The 21,160-nt window shown below is 73.5% G+C and carries 16 protein-coding genes; 8 read left to right on the forward strand and 8 right to left on the reverse strand.

From position 1 onward, the window contains the following. A partial coding sequence (locus ACOV8S_RS19615) for a potassium channel family protein (RefSeq protein WP_448319092.1) occupies positions 1-1,404 on the forward strand: 1,404 nt, incomplete at its 5' end. A 174-nt stretch (positions 1,405-1,578) separates the two neighbouring features. On the opposite strand, the gene ACOV8S_RS19620 is transcribed toward ACOV8S_RS19615, so the two are convergent. The 4 genes from ACOV8S_RS19620 to ACOV8S_RS19635 form a co-directional block, all read right to left on the reverse strand. Further along, positions 1,579-2,739, reverse strand: a complete 1,161-nt coding sequence (locus ACOV8S_RS19620; protein ID WP_448319463.1) for an acyl-CoA dehydrogenase family protein — start codon at positions 2,737-2,739, stop codon at positions 1,579-1,581. Positions 2,740-2,767: 28 nt separating this feature from the next. Further along, entirely contained in the window at positions 2,768-3,727 is a 960-nt protein-coding gene (locus ACOV8S_RS19625; RefSeq protein WP_448319093.1) for a hydroxymethylglutaryl-CoA lyase, read from the reverse strand. Further along, positions 3,724-5,688 (reverse strand): acetyl-CoA carboxylase biotin carboxylase subunit, encoded by a 1,965-nt coding sequence (locus ACOV8S_RS19630; protein WP_448319094.1) that lies wholly within the window; start codon positions 5,686-5,688, stop codon positions 3,724-3,726. The genes ACOV8S_RS19625 and ACOV8S_RS19630 overlap by 4 nt, the downstream gene beginning before the upstream one ends. A gap of 78 nt (positions 5,689-5,766) precedes the next feature. After that, complete coding sequence (locus tag ACOV8S_RS19635; protein WP_448319095.1) at positions 5,767-7,383, reverse strand: carboxyl transferase domain-containing protein; 1,617 nt, start codon at positions 7,381-7,383, stop codon at positions 5,767-5,769. Between the two features lie 83 nt (positions 7,384-7,466). Here ACOV8S_RS19635 and ACOV8S_RS19640 point away from each other — a divergent pair, with 83 nt between their 5' ends. The 4 genes from ACOV8S_RS19640 (at position 7,467) to ACOV8S_RS19655 (ending at position 11,713) form a co-directional block, all read left to right on the forward strand. Further along, positions 7,467-8,084, forward strand: coding sequence for an SACE_7040 family transcriptional regulator (locus ACOV8S_RS19640; RefSeq protein WP_448319096.1), 618 nt, complete (start codon positions 7,467-7,469; stop codon positions 8,082-8,084). 272 nt (positions 8,085-8,356) lie between these two features. After that, positions 8,357-9,514 carry an acyl-CoA dehydrogenase family protein gene (locus ACOV8S_RS19645; protein WP_448319097.1) on the forward strand — a complete coding sequence of 386 codons (1,158 nt, stop codon included), beginning with the start codon at positions 8,357-8,359 and terminating at the stop codon, positions 9,512-9,514. Between the two features lie 22 nt (positions 9,515-9,536). Continuing rightward, positions 9,537-10,424, forward strand: a complete 888-nt coding sequence (locus ACOV8S_RS19650; RefSeq protein ID WP_448319098.1) for an acyl-CoA thioesterase — start codon at positions 9,537-9,539, stop codon at positions 10,422-10,424. Between the two features lie 134 nt (positions 10,425-10,558). Next, entirely contained in the window at positions 10,559-11,713 is a 1,155-nt protein-coding gene (locus ACOV8S_RS19655) for a cation diffusion facilitator family transporter (protein ID WP_448319099.1), read from the forward strand. On the opposite strand, the gene ACOV8S_RS19660 is transcribed toward ACOV8S_RS19655, so the two are convergent. Then, the gene (locus ACOV8S_RS19660; protein ID WP_448319100.1) at positions 11,701-12,501 is read right to left on the reverse strand and encodes a phosphatase; all 801 of its coding nucleotides are present in this window, start codon (positions 12,499-12,501) and stop codon (positions 11,701-11,703) included. The genes ACOV8S_RS19655 and ACOV8S_RS19660 overlap by 13 nt on opposite strands. A 94-nt stretch (positions 12,502-12,595) precedes the next feature. After that, positions 12,596-13,165, reverse strand: a complete 570-nt coding sequence (locus tag ACOV8S_RS19665) for a Uma2 family endonuclease (protein WP_448319101.1) — start codon at positions 13,163-13,165, stop codon at positions 12,596-12,598. A 114-nt stretch (positions 13,166-13,279) separates the two neighbouring features. Between ACOV8S_RS19665 and ACOV8S_RS19670 the strand changes: the two genes are divergently transcribed. Then, a complete protein-coding gene (locus ACOV8S_RS19670; protein WP_448319102.1) occupies positions 13,280-17,059 on the forward strand; it encodes an ABC transporter ATP-binding protein in 3,780 nt (1,259 codons plus the stop codon). Between the two features lie 119 nt (positions 17,060-17,178). Here the strand turns inward: ACOV8S_RS19670 and ACOV8S_RS19675 are convergent, their stop codons facing one another. Continuing rightward, complete coding sequence (locus tag ACOV8S_RS19675) at positions 17,179-17,991, reverse strand: DUF6597 domain-containing transcriptional factor (RefSeq protein WP_448319103.1); 813 nt, start codon at positions 17,989-17,991, stop codon at positions 17,179-17,181. A 47-nt stretch (positions 17,992-18,038) separates the two neighbouring features. Between ACOV8S_RS19675 and ACOV8S_RS19680 the strand changes: the two genes are divergently transcribed. Together ACOV8S_RS19680 and ACOV8S_RS19685 are read left to right on the forward strand one after the other, a co-directional pair. Continuing rightward, a complete protein-coding gene (locus ACOV8S_RS19680; protein WP_448319104.1) occupies positions 18,039-18,638 on the forward strand; it encodes a TIGR03086 family metal-binding protein in 600 nt (199 codons plus the stop codon). A 141-nt stretch (positions 18,639-18,779) separates the two neighbouring features. Continuing rightward, positions 18,780-20,249, forward strand: a complete 1,470-nt coding sequence (locus ACOV8S_RS19685; RefSeq protein ID WP_448319105.1) for a S28 family serine protease — start codon at positions 18,780-18,782, stop codon at positions 20,247-20,249. A 116-nt stretch (positions 20,250-20,365) separates the two neighbouring features. On the opposite strand, the gene ACOV8S_RS19690 is transcribed toward ACOV8S_RS19685, so the two are convergent. Then, entirely contained in the window at positions 20,366-20,995 is a 630-nt protein-coding gene (locus ACOV8S_RS19690; RefSeq protein WP_448319106.1) for a hypothetical protein, read from the reverse strand. Positions 20,996-21,160 lie beyond the last annotated feature (165 nt).

The raw sequence follows: 21,160 nt of genomic DNA on the forward strand, positions 1-21,160 counted from the left end.
GTCCTCTCCGACGCCGACACCGCCGCTCCCGCCCTCGCCGCCACCGCCGTGGCCGACACCCGCCGCGTGGTGCAGGCCGACGGTCTGCTGCTGCGCGCTGCCGAGCGCACCCCGCCGCGGACGGGGGAGGCCGCCGACCCCGGCCTGTGCACGCTGGCCCTGCTGTCCTCCACCACCGCCGACCCCGCGGGCGCCGAGGGATCCGACGTCAGCGGCCCGCAGGCTCCGCGCCTGCTGCCCGACGACGCGGAGGTACGGGCGGCCACCGGGCGCGGCACGGTGGTGCTGGACGCGGTGCGCCGCACGGGCCCCGTTCTGCCGCCGCGCCGGCTGGCCCGGCGCGGGGCGCCGCTGTCCCGGCTGTTCTCCCGGCGGCTGCGCTGGGCGACGGCCGGCGTGGTCGCCTCCGTGCTGGCGCTGGCCGTCGCCACCACGGTGCTCGCCGACATGGGGTTCCTGTCGGCGACCTACCTCTCCCTCCTCGACCTGCTCGGCATCGGCGACCCGGCGACGGGCCAGTCGGCGGCCCGTCAGATCCTGCAGCTGCTCTCCGGCCTGGTCGGCCTCGCCCTGCTGCCGCTGCTGGTGGCCGCCGGACTGGAGGCGCTGGGCACCTTCCGCGGCGCGGGCGCGCTGCGGCGGCCGCCGCGCGGGCTCTCCGGGCACATCGTGCTGCTGGGTCTCGGCCGGGTCGGCACCCGGGTGCTGGCACGGCTGCGGGAACTGGAAATGCCGGTGGTCTGCGTCGAGCAGTCCGCCGAGGCGCGGGGCGTGCCGCTGGCCCGGGACCTCGGGGTGCCGGTCGTGCTGGGCGACGTCACCGAGGCGGGGGTCCTGGGCGAGGCCAAGATCCACCGGGCCGCGGCGCTGCTGGCGCTGACCAGCTCCGACACCACCAACCTGGAGGCGACGCTGGCGGCCCGCTCGATCGCGCCCGAGCTGCGGGTGGCGCTGCGGCTGTACGACGACGAGTTCGCCACCGTCGTCTACCGCACGCTGCGGGCCGCGCATCCACGGGCCGTCACCCGCAGCCGGAGCGTCAGCCACCTCTCCGCGCCCGCGTTCGCGGCGGCGATGATGGGACGTCAGGTGCTGGGGGCGATCTCCATCGAGCGCAAGGTGCTGCTGTTCGCGGCGCTGGTGGTCGGCGGGCACCCGCAGTTCGAGGGGCGCACGGTGGCCGAGGCGTTCCGCGCGGGGGCGTGGCGGGTGATCGCCCTGGACACCCGGCGGCCCGAGGCCCGCCGCCCCGACCTGGCCCGCGAGGCCCGACCGGACGGCCCCCAGCTGCTGTGGGACCTCCACCCGGGGTACGTCCTCCAGCCGGACGACCGCATCGTCCTGGCCGTCACCCGGCGCGGCTACGCGGAGATCCTGAGCACCACCCGGGGCACCACGGGCTGAGCGGGCCGCCGGCCGGTGCGCGAGGGTCCTCCTGCCGGGGGCGGGCCGCGGTGTGCGCGCCGCCCTGCCGGAAGCGAGCCGGGGTGCCGGGGCGTGCGAGCCGCTGCCCCGCCGGGGGCCGCGGGGTCGCTGCGGCCCCCGGCACGGGGACGTACGGTCAGGCGCGGAGGCGGGTCAGCCCGGGAGGCCCATCTCGCGGGCGATCAGCATCCGCTGGACCTCGCTGGTGCCCTCGCCGATCTCCAGGATCTTGGAGTCACGCCACATGCGGGCCACCGGGTACTCGTTCATGAAGCCGTACCCGCCGTGGACCTGCGTGGCCTCCCGCGCGTTGTCCACCGCCACCGTCGAGGAGTACAGCTTGGCGATCGCCGCCTCCTTCTTGAACGGCTGCCCCGCGACCATCCGCGCCGCCGCGTCGTGCCAGGCGAGACGGGCGGTGTGCGCCTTCATCTCCATGTCGGCGATCTTGAACTGGATGGCCTGGTTGGCCCCGATCGGGCGGCCGAACGCGTGCCGCTCCCGGGCGTACTTCACCGACTCGTCCACGCAGCCCTGCGCCAGACCGGTGGCCAGCGCGGCGATCGCGATCCGGCCCTCGTCGAGGATCCGCAGGAACTGCGCGTAGCCGCGGCCCTCCTGGCCGACCAGATTGGCGGCCGGGACCCGGACGTCGGAGAAGGAGAGCTCCCGGGTGTCCGAGGCGTTCCAGCCCACCTTGGAGTAGGGGGCGGCCACCGTGAACCCGGGGGTGCCGGAGGGCACGATGATCGCGGAGATCTCCGGCCGTCCGTCCGCCTTGCGGCCGGTGACGGCGGTGACCGTGACCAGGCCGGTGATGTCGGTGCCGGAGTTGGTGATGAAGCACTTGGAGCCGTTGATCACCCACTCGTTCGTGGCCTCGTCGAGCCGCGCGGTGGTGCGGGTGGCGCCCGCGTCGGAGCCGCCCTCGGGCTCGGTCAGGCCGAACGCGCCGAGCGTCTCCCCGGAGCACAGCCGCGGCAGCCACTCCCGCTTCTGCTCCTCGGTGCCGAACACGTGGATCGGCATGGCGCCGAGGGAGACGCCGGCCTCCAGGGTGATGGCGACCGAGGAGTCGACCCGGGCCAGCTCCTCCAGGGCGACGCCGAGGGCGAAGTAGTCGCCGCCCATGCCGCCGTACTCCTCGGGGAAGGGCAGGCCGAACAGGCCCATGCGGCCCATCTCGCGGACGATCTCGTAGGGAAACTCGTGCCGCTCGTAGAAGTCGCCGATCTTCGGGGCGACCACGTCGTGGGCGAACTCCTCGACGGTACGGCGCAGCTCCTCCAGCTCCGGGCTGAGGCGGCGGTCCATGCGGGTGGCGGTGGTGGCGGTCATCGCGTCACTGCTCCTGGTGGGAGAGGGCTCGGACGGTGCGGGACGGGCTGGGCCGGCCCAGTTGTTCGGCCATCCACACGCTCGTGGCGGTGAGACGGCCGAGGTCCACCCCGGTCTCGACGCCGAGGCCCTGGAGCATCCACACCAGGTCCTCGGTCGCGAGGTTGCCGGTGGCGGACTTCGCGTAGGGGCAGCCGCCGAGGCCTCCGGCGGAGGCGTCGACGGTGGTGACACCGTGCTGGAGCGCGGCCAGCGTGTTGGCCAGGGCCTGGCCGTAGGTGTCGTGGAAGTGGACGCCGGTCGCCTCGACGGGGACCCGGGCGTCCTGCAATGCCGTGAGCACCGCGGCGACGTGGCCCGCGGTGGCGACGCCGATGGTGTCGCCCAGGCTCAGCTCGTCGGCGCCCATGTCCATCAGCGCCCGGCAGACCCGCACGGCCTGCGCGACGGGCACGGGGCCCTCCCAGGGGTCGCCGAAGACCATCGAGACGTAGGCGCGGATCCGCAGCCCCTCGGCCCTGGCGCGGGCGGCGACCGGCTCGAACATGGCGAGCGACTCGTCGACCGTGCGGTTCAGGTTGGCCTTGGCGAAGGACTCGGTGGCGCTGGCGAACAGCGCGACCGTGCGCGCGCCGAGCGCCATCGCCCGGTCCAGGCCGCGCTCGTTGGGCACCAGTACCGGCAGTTCCACCGGCAGGTCGCGGACCATCGGGAACAGCTGCTCGGCGTCCGCCAGCTGCGGCACCCACTTCGGGTGCACGAAGCTGGTGGCCTCGACGGTGGACAGCCCCGCCCCGGCGAGGCGGCGGACGAACTCCGCCTTCACCTCGGTGGGAACCGTCGCCTTCTCGTTCTGCAGGCCGTCCCGGGCGCCCACCTCGTAGATCCGCACCCGGGCGGGCAGGCCCTCGGCGGGCACCCGCATGGGCAGGGCGCCCGGGCCGGTCGTCATGTCGGCGGTCATGCCGCGCCCTCCGTCTCCTCGTCGGGGGTGATCACGGCGAGCACCTGGTCCATGGAGACCGCCGTGCCGGGGGTGACGTCGAGCTCGGCGACCGTGCCGGAGTGCGGGGCGGAGATGACGTGCTCCATCTTCATCGCCTCCACCACCAGCAGGCTCTGCCCGGCCTCCACCCGGTCGCCGACGGCGGCCTTGACCACCGTCACCGTGCCGGGCATGGGGGCGGTCAGGGAGTCGGCGCCCGCGCGGGCCGCGCCGGTCAGCGAGGCCGCCACCGGGTCGTGGTCACGGACCTGCCAGGCGTCGCCCTCCCGGCCGAGCCAGTCGCCGGCCCGGTGGAAGGTGTGCCGGACGCCGTCCAGGGTGACCGAGACGCTGCCCTCGCCGACCTCGTGGTGGGCGGCGTCGGCCCGCACGGTGTGGGTGACCGGGTCGAACCCGGGGACCTGGAGCGGGAAGCCGAGCGGCCGGTGCGCCCCGCGGCCGCCGATGCGCCAGCCGCTGGGCACGGCGAACGGGTCCGTCCAGCCGCCCTCGGCGGGCGCGGGCGCCAGCTGGTCGAGCCGGACGGCGGCCGCCGCCTCGTAGACCTCGGCCGGCACCCCGTCGGGGACCAGCGCGTCCGCCTCGCGCTCCACCAGCCCGGTGTCCATCTCGCCCGACACCACGTCGGGGTGGGCCAGCAGACGGCGCAGGAACCCGGCGTTGGTGGGCACGCCCAGCACGACCGTGTCCGCGAGGGCGGCGCGCAGGCGGCGCAGGGCGGTGGCCCGGTCGGGGCCGTACGCGATCACCTTGGCCAGCATCGGGTCGTAGAGGCTGCCCACCTCGGAGCCCTCGGCCAGCCCGGAGTCGGTGCGCACCCCGGGGCCGGACGGCTCGCGCAGCAGGAGAACCCGGCCGCCGGAGGGCAGGAAGCCGCGGGAAGGGTCCTCCGCACAGATCCGCGCCTCCACCGCGTGGCCGGTGAGGGTGACGTCCTCCTGGGTGAACGGCAGCGGCTCGCCGGCCGCCACCCGCAGCTGCCACTCCACCAGGTCCAGGCCGGTGACGAGCTCCGTCACCGGGTGCTCGACCTGGAGGCGGGTGTTCATCTCCATGAAGTAATAGGAGGAGGGGTCGTTGCCCGGGACGATGAACTCCACCGTGCCCGCGCCGACGTAGCCGCAGGACCGGGCCGCCTGCACGGCGGCCTCGCCCATCGACGCCCGGGTCTCCTCGTCGAGCAGGACGCTGGGCGCCTCCTCGACGATCTTCTGGTGCCGCCGCTGGAGCGAGCACTCGCGCTCGCCCAGGTGCAGGACGTTGCCGTGGGCGTCGGCCAGCACCTGGATCTCGATGTGCCGGGGGCGGTCGATCCAGCGCTCCACCAGCAGCGTGTCGTCACCGAAGGAGGCGCGGGCCTCACGGCGCGCCGCGGCGATCTCCTCCGCCAGCGCGGACTCCTCGCGGACCAGGCGCATGCCCTTGCCGCCGCCGCCCGCGCTGGGCTTGAGCAGCACCGGCATGCCGATCTCCCGGGCCGCCGCCGCCAGCTCGTCGTCGGTCAGACCGCTGCCACTGGAGCCCGGCACCACCGGGACGCCGGCCGCGCGGACCGTCTCCTTGGCGCGGATCTTGTCGCCCATCAGGTCGATCGCCGAGGCGGGCGGGCCGAGGAAGACCAGCCCGGCGTCGGCGCAGGCCTGCGCGAAGCCGGCGTTCTCCGCGAGGAAGCCGTATCCCGGGTGGACGGCCTGCGCGCCGGTGCGCGCGGCCGCCTCCAGGATGCGGTCGACGCGCAGGTAGCTCTCGCCGGCCGGGGCCGGCCCGATCCGCACCGCCGTGTCGGCGGCGCGGACGTGCGGCGCCCGGGCGTCGGCGTCGGAGAAGACGGCGACCGAGCGGATGCCCAGCTGGCGCAGCGTCCGGATCACCCGCACCGCGATCTCGCCGCGGTTGGCGACCAGCACCGTGTCGAACATGCCCTGCCCCGCCTGCCCTGCCCCGGACTGTGTCGTACCGAGTTGCGTAGTCCTGATGCGTGCCACGTGTCCCACCCCTTACATCCGGAAGATGCCGAACTTCGGCTCGCCCAAGGGGGCGTTGCCGCAGGCGGTCAGGGCCAGGCCCAGGACCTGCCGGGTGTCCAGCGGGTCGATCACGCCGTCGTCCCACAGGCGCGCCGTCGCGTAGTAGGCGCTGCCCTGCTCCTCGTACTGGGCGCGGACCGGGGCCTTGAAGGACTCCTCCTCCTCGGCCGGCCACTCCTCGCCGCGCGCCTCCAGCTGGTCCCGCTTGACCGTGGCCAGCACCGAAGCGGCCTGCTCGCCGCCCATCACCGAGATCTTGGCGTTGGGCCACATCCACATGAACCGCGGCGAATAGGCGCGCCCGCACATGGAGTAGTTGCCCGCGCCGTAGGACCCGCCGACCACCACCGTCAGCTTGGGGACGCGGGTGCAGGCCACCGCCGTGACCATCTTGGCGCCGTGCTTGGCGATGCCGCCCGCCTCGTAGTCGCGGCCCACCATGAAGCCGGAGATGTTCTGCAGGAACACCAGCGGGATGCCGCGCTGGTCGCACAGCTCGATGAAGTGCGCGCCCTTCTGGGCGGACTCGGCGAAGAGGATGCCGTTGTTGGCGACGATGCCGACCGGGTGGCCGTGGATCCGGGCGAAACCGGTGACCAGCGTCTGCCCGAACTCCGACTTGAACTCGGCGAACCTCGAGCCGTCGACGATCCGGGCGATGATCTCGCGGGCGTCGTAGGGCGTGCGGGAGTCCACCGGCACCGCGCCGTACAGGCCCGCCGGGTCCACCTTGGGCTCGACGGGGGCGACGGCCTCCCACGGCAGCTCCCGGCGGGCGGGCAGCGTGGAGACGATGGTGCGCACGATGCGCAGCGCGTGCGCGTCGTCCTCGGCGAGGTGGTCGGTGACGCCGGAGGTGCGGGAGTGCACCTCTCCGCCGCCGAGCTCCTCGGCCGTGACCACCTCACCGGTGGCGGCCTTCACCAGCGGCGGACCGCCCAGGAAGATCGTGCCCTGGTTGCGGACGATGACCGCCTCGTCGCTCATCGCCGGGACGTACGCGCCGCCCGCCGTGCAGGAGCCCATCACCGAGGCGATCTGCGGAATGCCGGCCGCGGACATCCGCGCCTGGTTGTAGAAGATGCGGCCGAAGTGCTCCCGGTCGGGGAAGACCTCGTCCTGCATCGGCAGGAAGGCGCCGCCGGAGTCGACCAGGTAGACGCACGGGAGGCGGTTCTCCAGCGCGACCTCCTGGGCGCGCAGGTGCTTCTTCACCGTCATCGGGTAGTAGGTGCCGCCCTTGACGGTGGCGTCGTTGGCCACGACCACGCACTCGCGGCCGCTCACCCGGCCGATGCCGGCGATCACTCCCGCGGCGGGCGCCTGCCCGCCGTACAGCCCGTCCGCGGCCAGCGGAGCCAGCTCCAGGAAGGGCGAGCCGGGGTCGAGCAGCGTGTCGACCCGCTCGCGCGGGAGCAGCTTGCCGCGCGCGGTGTGCCGCGCGCGGGCCTTCTCGCCCCCGCCCAGGCGCGCCGCCGCCAGCTTGGCGCCCAGCTCCTCCACCAGGGCGCGGTGGGCCGCCTCGTTGGCCCTCCAGGCGTCCGAGGCGGGATCCGCCGCGCTCTTCAGCTCCGGTGCGTCGTCCATCTACGAGCTCCCTCAGGTTAGCGCTCGTTAACCGATTTCCTTCAGGTTAACGAGCGCTAACCGCCCTGTCTACAATTGATGGCATGGCCACCAGGACGGATGCCTCGACCCGCCGTGAGCAGATCCTCAAGGAGGCCGCGCGGCTCTTCGCCGAACGCGGCTTCCACGGCGTCGGCGTCGACGAGATAGGCGCTGCCGTGGGCATCAGCGGCCCCGGCCTGTACCGGCACTTCCCCGGCAAGGACGCGATGCTCGCGGAGCTGCTGGTGGGCATCAGCGGTCAGCTCCTCACGGGAGGCCGGCGGCGGGTGGCCGAGGCAGGGACGGAGGCCCGGGGCGGCGGCCCCGGAGCGGTCCTCGACTCGCTGATCGAGGGGCACATCGACTTCGCGCTCGACGACCGCCCGCTGATCACCCTGCACGACCGCGAGCTGGACCGCCTGCGGGACAGCGACCGCAAGATGGTGCGCCAGCTCCAGCGCCAGTACGTCGAGCTGTGGGTCGAGGTCGTCCGGGACGTCCACCCCGAGCTCGCCGAGCCGCCCGCGCGGGCCGCGGTGCACGCGGTCTTCGGTCTGCTCAACTCCACGCCCCACCTGAGCCGGCCCAGGCTCCCCCACCGCGCGGCCACCGCCACGCTGCTGCACGCCATGGCGCGCGGCGCGTTCGCCTCCGCCGCCGAGGCCGCCGCCCGGGCCTGAGCCCTGCGCGCGGCCGCCGTCCGCGCGGGTCTGAGCCCCGCGCGGGGCCGTCGTCCCCCCGGGCCTGAGCCCCGCGCGGGGCCGTTACGCCCGCATCCCTCCACGTCACCCTCCGCCCTGCCGCGGGGGGTGACGTGCGTTACGGACCCGTTCGGCCGTGCATCTCTGGACGAGTGTCCTACTCGCCGGTACGGTAAGGCTGAGCAAGCGCTTAGCTAGATCGTGCTGCTTACAAGCGACAACCAGCCAGGACGAAGGCGGAGGTGGCGGCGGTGCGCCGTACGGTGTTCAACGAGGATCACGAGGCGTTCCGGGAGACCCTGCGCGCCTTCATCGAGGCCGAGGTCGTCCCGGTCTACGACGAGTGGTTCCAGGCGGGCATCGTGCCCCGCGAGTTCTACTACAAGCTGGCCGAGCTGGGCCTCTTCGGCATCAACGTCGACGAGGAGTTCGGCGGCGCCGGCCTGGACACCCACAAGTTCGAGGCCATCCAGTACGAGGAGACCGCCCGCGCGGGCGTGAACTTCGGCGGCTCCGGCGTGCACGTCCTGCTCGCCCTGCCGTACATCAAGATGCTGGCCACCGCGGACCAGAAGAAGCGCTGGCTGCCCAAGTTCGTCTCCGCCGAGGAGATGTGGGCCATCGCGATGACCGAGCCGGGCACCGGCTCCGACCTCGCCGGCATGAAGACCACCGCCAAGCTCTCCGAGGACGGCACCCACTACGTCCTCAACGGCTCCAAGACCTTCATCACCGGCGGCGTGCACGCCGACCGGGTGATCGTCTGCGCCCGCACCGCCCCGGCGACGCCCGAGGACCGCCGTCACGGCATCTCCCTCTTCGCCGTCGACACCACGTCCGAGGGCTACTCGATCGGCCGCAAGCTGGACAAGCTCGGCCTGCGCACCTCCGACACCGCCGAGCTCGCGTTCGTCGACGTCAAGGTTCCGGCCGAGGACCTGATGGGCGAGGAGAACAAGGGCTTCTACTACCTCGGCAAGAACCTGGCCTCCGAGCGCTGGGGCATCGCCTTCGGCGCCTACGCCCAGGCCAAGGCCGCCGTGGAGTTCGCCAAGCGCTACACCCAGGACCGCACGGTCTTCGGCCAGCCGGTCGCCGCCTTCCAGAACACCAAGTTCGAGCTGGCCGCCTGCAAGGCCGAGGTGGACGCGGCCGAGGCCGTCGCCGACCGCGCCCTGGAGGCCCTGGACGCCGGCGAGCTGACCGCCGCCGAGGCCGCCTCCGCCAAGCTGTTCTGCACCGAGGTCGCGCACCGCGTGATCGACCGCTGCCTGCAGCTGCACGGCGGCTACGGCTACATGAACGAGTACCCGATCGCCCGCCTGTACGCGGACAACCGGGTGAACCGCATCTACGGCGGCACCAGCGAGATCATGAAGACGATCATCGCCAAGGACATGGGCCTGTAGAGGAACCCGTACCTTTCCGCACATGAGCAAGGCACTGCAGTCGCTGCTCGATCTGCTCGACCTCGAGCAGATCGAGCGCGACATCTTCCGCGGTCGCTCCCGGTTCGCCGTCGTCCCCCGGGTCTTCGGGGGACAGGTGGCGGCCCAGGCGCTGATCGCCGCGGGACGCACCGTCCCCGCCGACCGGTTCGCGCACTCGCTGCACGCGTACTTCCTGGTCGCCGGGGACCCGGGCGCCCCGATCGTGTACGAGGTGGACCGGATCCGCGACGGCCGGTCCTTCACCACCCGACGCGTGGTCGCCGTCCAGCACGGCCGCCCGATCTTCCACCTCTCCGCCTCCTTCCAGGCGCACGAGGAGGGGCTGGACCACCAGGCGCAGATGCCCGAGGTCCCCGACCCCGAGACGCTGCCGACGTTCGAGCAGATGATGCCGCGGCACGCCGACGCCTACGCCTCGCCGGACATGCTCGAGCGGATGCTGGCCGCGCGGGCCGCCGTGGACCTGCGGTACGTCAACGCGCCGCCCTGGGGCAGTGTGGGCGAGCCCCGTGAACCCCGCTCCCAGGTGTGGTTCCGCACGGCGGGCAAGCTCGACGGGCCGCTCGACGACCCGCTGATGCACGTCTGCCTCGCGACCTACGTCTCCGACATGACGCTGCTGGACTCCGTGCTGCTCGCCCACGGGCGCGGCGGCTGGGCGGTCGGCGACGTGGTGGGCGCCTCCCTGGACCACGCGATGTGGTTCCACCGGCCCTTCCGGGCCGACGAGTGGCTGCTCTACGACCAGGAGTCGCCGTCCGCCTCCGGCGGGCGCGGGCTCGGTCAGGCGCGCATCTACACGCGGGACGGCCGGCTCGCCATCTCCGTCATCCAGGAGGGCGTGGTGCGGGTCCCGCGGGGGACCTGAGCCACGCCCGGCGTCCGTGCGCGCCGCGGCTGCGGGTGGCCGCGTGCGCCGTGGTCGCGTGGTCCTGCGGTTCCGCGGTCGTGCGGCCGGGCGGTGCTGCGTGAGAAGTGCGGGGGCCGGGGAACGTTCGATGCATGACGGACACCCCCGGCGGCCGGCGGCCGGACGACAAGCGGCCCGACGACGCGCCGACCGGCGGCGGGCGGTCCGGCGGCGGGCGGTCCGGCCACGCCCAGCCGGACGACGGGGGCCCCGGCGGCGCTCAGCCGGACGACGCGCGGACGGACGCGCTCCGGCCGGACGGGACGTTCCCGGAGGACGGACACCTCGCGGCCGACGGCGCGGCGAAGGGCGAGGCGGCCTCCGGAGACGGGGACAGCACCTTCACCGTGCTGGTCGCCGCAGGGGCGAACCTGGGCATCGCCCTGGCCAAGGCGGTGGCCGGCGTCATCAGCGGATCCAGCGCCATGCTCTCCGAGGCCGCCCACTCCGTCGCCGACACCGTCACGGAGATCCTCCTGCTGGTCGCCCTGCGCCGCAGCGCCCACCCCGCCGACGAGGACCACCCCCTGGGACACGGCGCGGAACGGTACGTCTGGGCGCTGCTCGCCGCCGTGGCCACCTTCGTCGGCGGCGCCGTCTTCTCCTTCTACGACGGCGTGCACACCCTGGTGAAGGGGGAGGAACTCGGGGACCCGCTGATCTCGTACATCGTGCTCGCGGTGGCGTTCGTGCTGGAGGGGATCTCCCTGCGGACCGGACTGCGGCAGTCGCGCGGCGAGGCACGGCGGCACGGGACGAGCTTCGAGCGGTACCTGCGCCACACCCCGGACACCGCCGTCAAGGCCGTGGTGATGGAGGACTCCGCCGCCCTGGTCGGCCTCGCGCTGGCCGCGCTCGGCCTGCTGGGCGGCCAGCTCACCGGTTCGGGCGTGTGGGACGGCGTGGCCTCGCTGCTGATCGGCGTGCTGCTGCTCTACGTGGCCTGGGTGCTGGGGCGGTCCAACGTCGAACTGCTGGTGGGCCGCCCGCTGCCGCGTCCGGTCCGCGAGCGGATCCGGGAGGAGCTGCGGGCGGTGCCGCACATCGAGGAGGTGCTGGAGCTCACCACCCTGGTGCAGGGCCCGCGGGAGGCGCTGGTGGCGGCCAAGGTGGACTTCCGGGACGTCTCCAGCGCCGCCGAGGTCGAGCAGGCGTGCGACCTCGCGGAACGGCGGCTGCGGGAGACGTTCCCGGTGATCGGCCGGGTCTACCTGGACCCGACCCCGGGCCGGCGTCAGCCCTCGTAGAGCCCCGCCTCACTCAGTAGGTAGGCGGTCATCGGATCGTAGTACCGAGGGCTGTGGACATGGTCGTCGAGCGGCACGGCCACCTGGAGCGTGCCCTCGGCCTCGGCCACGAACAGCGCCGGGTCGTTGCAGTCCGCGTAGCCCACCGCGTCCACCCCGTGCTGGGCCGCGGCGCCCGCCCAGCCGTGGTCGGCGACCACCAGGTCGGGCAGCGGGCGGCCGTCCTCTCCGAGGGCGAAGAGGATCGCCCGCATCGGCTCGCCCGAGTGGGTGTGCCAGAGGCTCGCGCCACGCTCCACCACGGCGACGTCGGCGAACTGGACCACCCGGCCCTCCACCGTGCCCAGGTCCTCGGGGATCACCATGACCTCGCAGCCCGCCGCACGCAGCGCGGCCGCCGTGGCCCGGTGCACGTCCAGCAGACCGCCGGGGTGCCCGGTGGCCAGCAGCACCCGCTGCCGGTCCTCCGCCGCCTTCCGCAGCCGGGCCGCCATCCGTTCCAGGCCGGACACCGTCAGCTCCGGGTCGATCGTGTCCTGCCCGACCCGGTGCGCCGGGTCGTCGTCCACCCCGACCCGCTCCGCCATCACGGCCAGCACGTCCTGCTCGTCGGCCCAGCGGTCGCCGAACTCCAGGCCGAACCAGTAGTAGCGGTCACCGTTGGCCAGGGCGCGGTAGTGGGACAGGTTGTTCTCGCGTGGAGTGGCGACGTCCCCCGCGATACGGGTACGCACGAGGTGGTCGATCAGCTCGTCACGGCTGGGCGTCGGGGTCCCGGGTATCGGCATGTCACCCATTCTGATGGAGGCCGAGCCGGACGTCCCGCGGATTGTCCACAGGCCTCGAACCCGCGTCCGAGACCTGTGCCACGGTCGCCGTATGTCACGGCACCAGCTTGTCCAGCTCCAGCTCGATCCGGAACGGCACCGGCCGCCGCAGGGACCCGCGGAAGATCCCGGCCGGGGCGTAGACGCCGGTCGGTCCGTCCAGCTCGTACACGTGGACGACGGGAGAACCGTCCTCGTCCTCCACGCACCAGTAGTGCGGGATGCCGGCCTCGGCGTACTTGCGCAGCTTGACCGTGCGGTCGCGGTGCGCGGACTCGGGGGAGACCACCTCGACGACGAGCACCACCGAGTCCGGTCCGTACCAGGTCCGGTCCGGGTCGTAGGCCGCAGTGGTCACCAGCAGGTCCGGTTCCGGGCGGTTCCGCTCGTCCAGCCTTATGGTCATTCCCCGCTCCACCTCCATGCCCGAGGGAGCCTGAGCCATGAGGGCAGTGGTCAGAGCGGTGACCAGGCGACCGTGCCAGGACCGCTGTGGCGACATCATGAAGACGAGAGCTCCATCGATCAGCTCCGTGTGGCGAGGCGCCTCGGGAAGGCGGTCCAAGTCCTCCGCGAGCCAGCCTTCCTCGCGCGGGGGGCGCATCCAGTCGGGCAGTGCGGTCATGCAGTCACTGTAGCGATCCGGGCCGGCACGAGCCGATTGTTGCGGAGGGATGAAATCCGCTCCGGCCGTCGTTGGTGCCTGGAGGAAGATCAGGACCGACGGAGGGCACCCGGAGTGACGGAGCGGCAACAGGAGAGCGGACCCGGCTGGGCGCGTCGGCTGGCGGCCTACGCCTGGCGGCATCCGAAGGACGTGATCCTCGCCCTCGGCTCCTCCCTGGCCGGCATGGCGGTCATGGCGCTGATCCCGCTGATCACCAAGGTGATCATCGACGACGTGATCGGCGACCGGTCCCGCGAGATGGTCCACTGGGCCGGCCTGCTGATCGGCGCCGCGTTCGTCGTCTACGTGATGACCTACATCCGCCGCTACTACGGCGGACGCCTCGCTCTGGACGTGCAGCACGAACTGCGCACGGACATGTACCGCACCATCACCCGCCTCGACGGCCGCCGCCAGGACGAGCTGTCCACCGGCCAGGTGGTCGGGCGGGCGACCAGCGACCTCCAGCTGATCCAGGGCCTGCTCTTCATGCTGCCGATGACGATCGGCAACATCCTGCTCTTCCTGATCTCCCTGGGCATCATGGCCGCCCTGTCCCTCCCGCTGACCGGCGTCGCGGTCGCCGTGGCCCCCGCCCTGTGGTGGATCGCCCGCCGCAGCCGCACCAAGCTGCACCCGGCCACCTGGTACGCCCAGGCGCAGGCCGCCGCCGTCGCCGGAGTGGTCGACGGCGCCGTCACCGGCGTCCGCGTGGTGAAGGGCTTCGGCCAGGAGGAGCAGGAGACCGGCAAGCTCCGCGCCGTCGGCCGCCGCCTCTTCGCCGGGCGGCTGCGCACCATCAAGCTCAACGCCACCTACACCCCCGCCCTGCAGGCCGTGCCCGCCCTCGGGCAGGTCGCCATGCTGGCCCTCGGCGGCTGGCTCGCGGTCGAGGGGCACATCACGCTCGGCACCTTCGTCGCCTTCTCCGCCTACCTGGCCCAGCTGGTCTCGCCGGTCCGCATGCTCGCGATGGTGCTCACCGTCGGCCAGCAGGCACGGGCCGGCACCGAACGCGTACTGGAGCTGATCGACACCGAGCCGAGCTTCCGGGACGGCGCCGCCGAGCTGCCCGCCGACGCGCCCGCCACCGTCGAGTTCGACGACGTCTCCTTCTCCTACAACGACACCCGCCCCGTCCTGAGGGGCCTGTCGTTCGCCATACGCCCCGGCGAGACGCTGGCCGTGGTCGGCTCCTCCGGCTCCGGCAAGTCCACGGTCTCGCTGCTGCTGCCCCGCTTCTACGACGTCACCGGCGGCAGCGTCCGCATCGGCGGCCGTGACGTGCGGGAACTGACCCTGCGGTCGCTGCGCTCCGCGATCGGCCTGGTGCCGGAGGACTCCTTCCTCTTCTCCGAGTCGGTCCGCGACAACATCGCCTACGGCCGCCCCGAGGCCACCGACGCGGAGGTCGAACGGGCCGCCCGCGCGGCACAGGCCCACGACTTCATCGCCGCGCTGCCCGAGGGCTACGCCACCAAGGTCGGCGAGCACGGCCTCACCCTCTCCGGAGGGCAGCGCCAGCGCGTCGCGCTGGCCCGCGCCATCCTCACCGATCCGCGCCTGCTGGTCCTCGACGACGCCACCTCCGCCGTCGACGCCCGCGTCGAGCACGAGATCCACGAGGCGCTGCGGCACGTGATGGAGGGCCGCACGACCCTGCTCATCGCCCACCGCCGCTCCACCCTCAACCTCGCCGACCGCATCGCCGTCCTCGACGGCGGCCGCCTCGCCGACATCGGCACCCACGAGGAGCTCACCGCGCGCTGCGCCCTCTACCGGGGCCTGCTCACCGACCCCGACGAGCTCGGCGGAGTCTCCCCGGGCCACGTCCGGGCCGCGGCCGGCCGGTCCGGGGACGAGGCCGTCGACACCACCGTCCGCGACGAGCTGGACGCGGAGTACGACGCCGAGCGCGGCGTCACCCCCCGCCTGTGGACCGGCGACCGCGAGCCGCGCGACCCCGCCCTGGAGGGCATGCCCGCCACACCGGAACTGCTGGCCAAGGTCGACGCGCTGCCGCCCGCCACCGACACCCCGGAGGTCGACGAGGCACGCGCCGTCCGGCCGGAGAAGGACTACAACCTCCGCCGCCTGCTGCGGGGCTTCGGCGGGGTGCTCACGGTCAGCCTGCTGCTGGTCGCGATCGACGCCGGCATGGGCCTGCTGCTCCCCGTCCTGATCCGCAACGGCATCGACGACGGCGTCCAGCGGGTCGCGCTCGGCGGCGTGTGGACGGCCTCGCTGATCGCGCTGGGCGTGGTGCTCACGCAGTGGGCGGCCCAGGTGGGCGAGATGCGGATGACCGGACGGACCGGCGAACGGGTGCTGTACGCGCTCCGGCTGAAGATCTTCGCCCAGCTCCAGCGGCTCGGCCTGGACTACTACGAGCGTGAGCTCACCGGCCGGATCATGACGCGGATGACCACGGACGTGGACGCGCTGGCGACCTTCCTGCAGACCGGCCTGGTCACCGCCTTCGTCTCGGTGGTCACCTTCTTCGGCATCATGGCCGCGCTGCTGGTGCTCGACGTCGAACTGGCGCTGATCGTCTTCGCGACGCTGCCGCCGCTGATCGTCTCCACCTACTTCTTCCGCCGGGCGAGCGTGAAGGCGTACGAGCTGGCCCGGGAGCGGGTCTCCACGGTCAACGCCGACCTCCAGGAGTCGGTCGCCGGGCTGCGCATCCTGCAGGCGTTCGGCCGGGAGGGCTCCGGCGGCGAGCGGTTCGCCGAGCGCAGCGACCTGTACCGCCGGGCCCGCATCCGCGGCCAGTGGCTGATCTCGGTGTACTTCCCGTTCGTGCAGTTCCTCGCCACGGTCGCCTCGGCGGCCGTGCTGTGGGCGGGCGCCGGGCGGATCGCCGCGGGCACCCTGACGGCGGGCGCGCTGGTCGCGTACCTCCTCTACATCGACCTCTTCTTCGCGCCCGTGCAGCAGCTCTCGCAGGTGTTCGACGGGTACCAGCAGGCCTCGGTCTCGCTGGGCCGGGTCCAGGAGCTGCTGCGGGAGCCGACCTCCACCGAGGCCGCGGACAAGCCCGTGCCGGTGCGGAAGCTGGAGGGGGAGATCGTCTTCGAGGACGTCCACTTCGCCTACGGCGCGGAGGGGGCCGCCGCCGAGGGGCCGGACGACGGCTCCGGCGGCGGGAACGCGCTGACGGGCATCGACCTGAGGATCCCGGCCGGGCAGACGGTGGCCTTCGTCGGCGAGACCGGTGCGGGTAAGTCCACGCTGGTCAAGCTGGTCGCCCGCTACTACGACCCGGTCCGCGGGCGGGTCACCGCCGACGGTCACGACCTGCGCGCGCTGGACCTCACCGGGTACCGGCAGCGGCTGGGCGTGGTGCCGCAGGAGGCCTACCTCTTCCCCGGCACGGTCCGTGACGCCATCGCCTACGGGCGGCCGGACGCGACCGACGCCGAGGTCGAGGCGGCGGCGCGGGCGGTGGGCGCGCACGAGATGATCGCCACGCTTGAAGGCGGCTACCTGCACGAGGTCGCCGAGCGGGGGCGGAACCTTTCCGCGGGCCAGCGGCAGCTGATCGCGCTGGCCCGGGCGGAGCTGGTGGACCCGGACGTGCTGCTGCTCGACGAGGCCACGGCCGCCCTCGACCTCGCCACGGAGGCGGCGGTCAACGCGGCCACCGAGAAGCTGGCCGGCCGCCGCACCACCCTGGTGGTGGCCCACCGGCTCACCACCGCGGCGCGCGCGGACCGGGTGATCGTCATGGACCACGGCCGCGTCGCCGAGGACGGCACCCACGACGAGCTGCTCGCCCGCGGCGGCCGCTACGCCGCCCTCTGGCAGACCTTCATCGGCGCCCCCGAGCCCGCCGCCGACCTCCGCTGACCCGCGGGCGCGGCGCCCGGGGCACCTCCCGCCGCACGCACCGGGCCCCGGCCGCGTTCCCTCACCAGGGCGGGGCCGGGGCCCGGCCGCGTGCGCGGTCGCGAGCACCGCGGCGCGCGTCAGGAGCCGTCCGGGCCGCGCGCCGAGGACGCGTACGCCGCCGGGGAGGCGCCGACGCAGGCGGTGAAGTCGCGGGTGAAGTGCGCCTGGTCGGCGTAGCCCAGTTCGGCGGCGAGGTCCGACCAGTTCTGCGGTGCGGCGGCCGCCCGGACGGCCGCCTCCTGGATGCGGGCCCGCCGGATCACCGACTTGGGCCCGACGCCGACGTACTCGGCGAACAGCCGCTGCAGCCGGCGCACGCTCATGCCGGCGACGGCGGCCAGATCGCCCACCCGGAGCACGGAGGGGTCGGCGTCGACCGTCCCGACCAGCCGGGCCGCCGTGTCGACCCGGGGGTCGGGCGTGGGCCGGCAGGCGCGCAGCAGGTCGGCGGTGAGGCGGAGCGCGGCCGGCACCCGTGGCTCGGCGGCGACGGCGTCCGCGACCGCCCGCGCCCTCGTGCCGAACACCTCCTCGACGTCCAGGACCCGGTCGGTGAGGGCGGACACCGGGGCACCGAGGAACGGCCGGAACCCGCCGGGACGGAAGCGGAGCCCGACGACCCGGCCGGTGCCGCCGATCTCCTGGACGGAGGTGCCGGTGACGACGCCGGTGATCCGGGCCTGCCCGCCCGTGGCGAAGGTGAGGTGGACCACCGGATGGGTGAGCACCCGCTGCCGGTGGGGCTCCGCGAGATCCCAGCGGAGGATCCAGAACCCGTCCAGGAACGGGGCCAGGTCCGCGGGAGCCGGTTCCCGGGCGAGCAGGAACCGCTCGGCCGCGGTGCGGGGGTCCAGGATGGCGCGCCGTCGCGTTTGTTCGATACCCGTCATCGTCCTCATGCCTACCCTGCCTGACGACACGTGGAGAAGGGGACGACATGGAGACGAGATTCCTGATGGGCCGGGCCGCCGCGGTGGCGGTGGACGTCGTCCGCGGGATCGGGCCGGACGCGTTCGACCTGCCCACGCCGTGTCCGGACATGAGGACCGGTGCGCTGGTGAACCACCTGATCGCGTTCACCGGCGAACGGGCACAGGCGGCGGGGCGCAAGCAGCCGTCGTCGCGGGACGAGGTCGCGCAGGACCACGACTTCACCGCGGAGCCGGACTGGGCCGAGAGGTACGCCGCCGAGGCCGCGGCGGCCGCAGCCGTCTGGAGCACTCCCGAGGCGTGGACCGGCGAGACGTCGCTGGCGGGGACCGCCCGGATGCCCGCCCGCTTCGTCGGGGGGATCGTGCTGGGGGAGTGGCTGCTGCACGGCTGGGACCTGGCGGTGGCCACCGGTCAGGAGCCGGCCGTGGACGAGGAACTCGCCGCGGCGCTGTACGAGGACGTCGCGGGCAAGGCCGACATGGCGCGGAAGTACGGGGTGTTCGGACCCGGAGTCGCCGTGGAGCCGGGCGCACCGCTGTTCGACCGCGCCCTGGGGCTGGCCGGCCGGGACCCGTCGTGGAGGCGCCCGGCCGACGGTGAGTGAGGGGGAGGCCGGGGCCACGGGCACGCGGAGTCGCCACTGCGTCAGAAGTGGTCCCGGGGTGCTCCGGTGAGCGCGCAGGCCTGGTGACGGAGCGGTGACGCGGGTAGGTTCGGGCCACCTATGTCTCCCAGGGGAGGGTGCATGCGCAAGGCGCTCAGAGGGGCGATGGCACTCGGTGTGCTGATGGGCACGCTGGGCACGGCCGGGACGGCCACCGCCGTCCAGCCCGACGCCACCGACACCACCACCGCGGCCACGGCGGCCCAGGCCGCCGCCTCCGCGGACATCCTGGACCGGCTGCTCTCGATACCCGGGATGAGCCTCGTCCAGGAGAAGCCGTACACCGGCTACCGCTTCTTCGTGCTCAACTACACCCAGCCGGTGGACCACCGCGACCCGTCCAAGGGCACGTTCCAGCAGCGCATCACCCTGCTGCACAAGGATGTCTCGCGCCCGACGGTCTTCTACACCGGCGGCTACAGCGTCTCCACCAACCCGAGCCGCCGTGAGCCGACCCAGATCGTCGACGGCAACCAGATCTCCATGGAGTACCGGTTCTTCTCGCCGTCCCGCCCGGACCCGGCCGACTGGTCGGACCTGGACATCTGGCAGGCGGCCAGTGACCAGCACCGCATCTTCAAGGCGCTCAAGCCGATCTACGCCGAGAACTGGCTGTCCACCGGCGGCTCCAAGGGCGGCATGACCGCCACCTACTACGAGCGCTTCTACCCGCGCGACATGGACGGCGTGGTCGCCTACGTCGCCCCCAACGACGTGGTGAACAAGGAGGACTCCGCCTACGACGCGTTCTTCGCCCGCGTCGGCACCAAGGAGTGCCGCGACCGCCTCAACGGCGTGCAGCGCGAGGCGCTGGTCCGACGTGACGCGCTGATGAAGCGTTACGAGGCGGCCGCCGCGGACAACGGCTGGACCTTCGACACCATCGGCTCCATGGACCGCGCCTACGAGGCCGTGGTGCTGGACTACGTGTGGGGCTTCTGGCAGTACAGCACCCTCGCCGACTGCGAGTCGATCCCGGCCGACGCGGCGAACGCCACCGACGAGGAGATCTGGAACTCGGTCGACACGATCTCCGGGTTCAGCTTCTACACCGACCAGGGTCTGAGCCCGTACACGCCGTACTACTACCAGGCCGGCACCCAGCTGGGCGCGCCCACGATCACCTTCCCGTACATCGAGGACGAGCTGATCCGCTACGGCTACCAGCCGCCGCGGAACTTCGTGCCGCGCTCGATCCCGATGTCGTTCCAGCCGTCGGCGATGCGCGACGTGGACAACTGGGTGCGCAAGAACGCCCGTCAGATGCTCTTCGTCTACGGGCAGAACGACCCGTGGGGTGCCGAGCGGTTCCACCTGAGCAAGGGCGCCAAGGACTCCTACGTGCTGACCGCGCCGGGGATGAACCACGGTGCCAACGTGGCCGGCCTGGTGCCCGAGGAGAAGGCGCTGGCCACCGCGCGCATCCTCGAGTGGGCCGGTGTGGCCCCGGCCTCCGTCCAGTCGGACCCGTCCAAGGCGAAGCCGCTCGCGAAGTGGGACGCCAAGCTGGACAAGCGGGACGTGGAGCGGGAGCCGAACCTGCGCCCGTGACGACGCTCCCGGGCTGAGCCCGTGACGCGGCTCCCGGGCTGAGCTCCAGGGCTGTGTCCGACCCGCGTGGTGCGGGTCCGTGCCCCGGTCCCGCACGACGCGGGACCGGGGCACGGTCACACCTTCCGCGCGCACCCCACCGGCAGGCTCCCGCCCAGCCGTACGTACAGCGCCGTGGACGACGGGCACCGGTCGCGGTCCGCGACCGCCCGGGTCACCTCGAACTCCGGCTTCCTTCCGCTCCGCCCGTCGCAGGCGGTCTCCCGGACCTCGCCCCGGCCGGTGGCGTAGAGGCAGTCGCCGACCACCGTGAGCGGGCCGCCCCCGCCGCCCGGGTCGCCCGGATGCGGCGGCTGGAGGTTGCGCATGCAGGCGTAGCCCCGCGGGGTGATCCCGTCGCCGTCCTCGTCCGCGGCGGAGTGCCGGTCGCTGACGTGCAGCACGAAGTCGGTGTCGGCGGGGCAGCGCGGGGCGCCGGCGCGCCTCCCCTCGTGCCGGGCGGTCACCTTGGCCACCGCACGCTCACTGGTGCACGCCACCTCGCCGAAGCTCCGGGCCCCCGAGGTGCTGCACCGGCCCGCCGCCAGGAACACCGGACCTTCGCCGGCCGTCGCGACCGTCGGCGACGAGCGGGCCTCCACCCGCCCGTCGCCCGATCCCCCGGCCGGCGCTTCCCGCGCGCAGCCCGCCGCCGTCAGGACGCCGAGCAGCAGCGCCCCCACCACCCGCACAGCACCACGTCGCATCGATCCGTCCCCCCGCAGCAGCCTGCCCCGCGAGGAGCGGGACGCGCCAGGCGTTCAGGAGGAAATGGGCCGACCGGAGCGTGTGCCGCGCCGACGGGCGCAGAGCGCGTACGGCGCATGACGGGCGGCGGCCTACGGCCTCCTGCGGCCCCCGGCCACCCGCTG

Source organism: Streptomyces sp. CO7, from assembly GCF_053474865.1.

Coding starts and splice junctions, on each gene's coding strand:
- ACOV8S_RS19680 (WP_448319104.1), top strand. CDS start 18,039: ATGGAGACGAGATTCCTGATGGGCCGGGCCGCCGCGGTGGCGGTGGAC.
- ACOV8S_RS19675 (WP_448319103.1), bottom strand. CDS start 17,991: ATGACGGGTATCGAACAAACGCGACGGCGCGCCATCCTGGACCCCCGC.
- ACOV8S_RS19690 (WP_448319106.1), bottom strand. CDS start 20,995: ATGCGACGTGGTGCTGTGCGGGTGGTGGGGGCGCTGCTGCTCGGCGTC.
- ACOV8S_RS19655 (WP_448319099.1), top strand. CDS start 10,559: ATGACGGACACCCCCGGCGGCCGGCGGCCGGACGACAAGCGGCCCGAC.
- ACOV8S_RS19640 (WP_448319096.1), top strand. CDS start 7,467: ATGGCCACCAGGACGGATGCCTCGACCCGCCGTGAGCAGATCCTCAAG.
- ACOV8S_RS19635 (WP_448319095.1), bottom strand. CDS start 7,383: ATGGACGACGCACCGGAGCTGAAGAGCGCGGCGGATCCCGCCTCGGAC.
- ACOV8S_RS19625 (WP_448319093.1), bottom strand. CDS start 3,727: ATGACCGCCGACATGACGACCGGCCCGGGCGCCCTGCCCATGCGGGTG.
- ACOV8S_RS19665 (WP_448319101.1), bottom strand. CDS start 13,165: ATGACCGCACTGCCCGACTGGATGCGCCCCCCGCGCGAGGAAGGCTGG.
- ACOV8S_RS19660 (WP_448319100.1), bottom strand. CDS start 12,501: ATGCCGATACCCGGGACCCCGACGCCCAGCCGTGACGAGCTGATCGAC.
- ACOV8S_RS19620 (WP_448319463.1), bottom strand. CDS start 2,739: ATGGACCGCCGCCTCAGCCCGGAGCTGGAGGAGCTGCGCCGTACCGTC.
- ACOV8S_RS19650 (WP_448319098.1), top strand. CDS start 9,537: ATGAGCAAGGCACTGCAGTCGCTGCTCGATCTGCTCGACCTCGAGCAG.
- ACOV8S_RS19685 (WP_448319105.1), top strand. CDS start 18,780: ATGCGCAAGGCGCTCAGAGGGGCGATGGCACTCGGTGTGCTGATGGGC.
- ACOV8S_RS19630 (WP_448319094.1), bottom strand. CDS start 5,688: ATGTTCGACACGGTGCTGGTCGCCAACCGCGGCGAGATCGCGGTGCGG.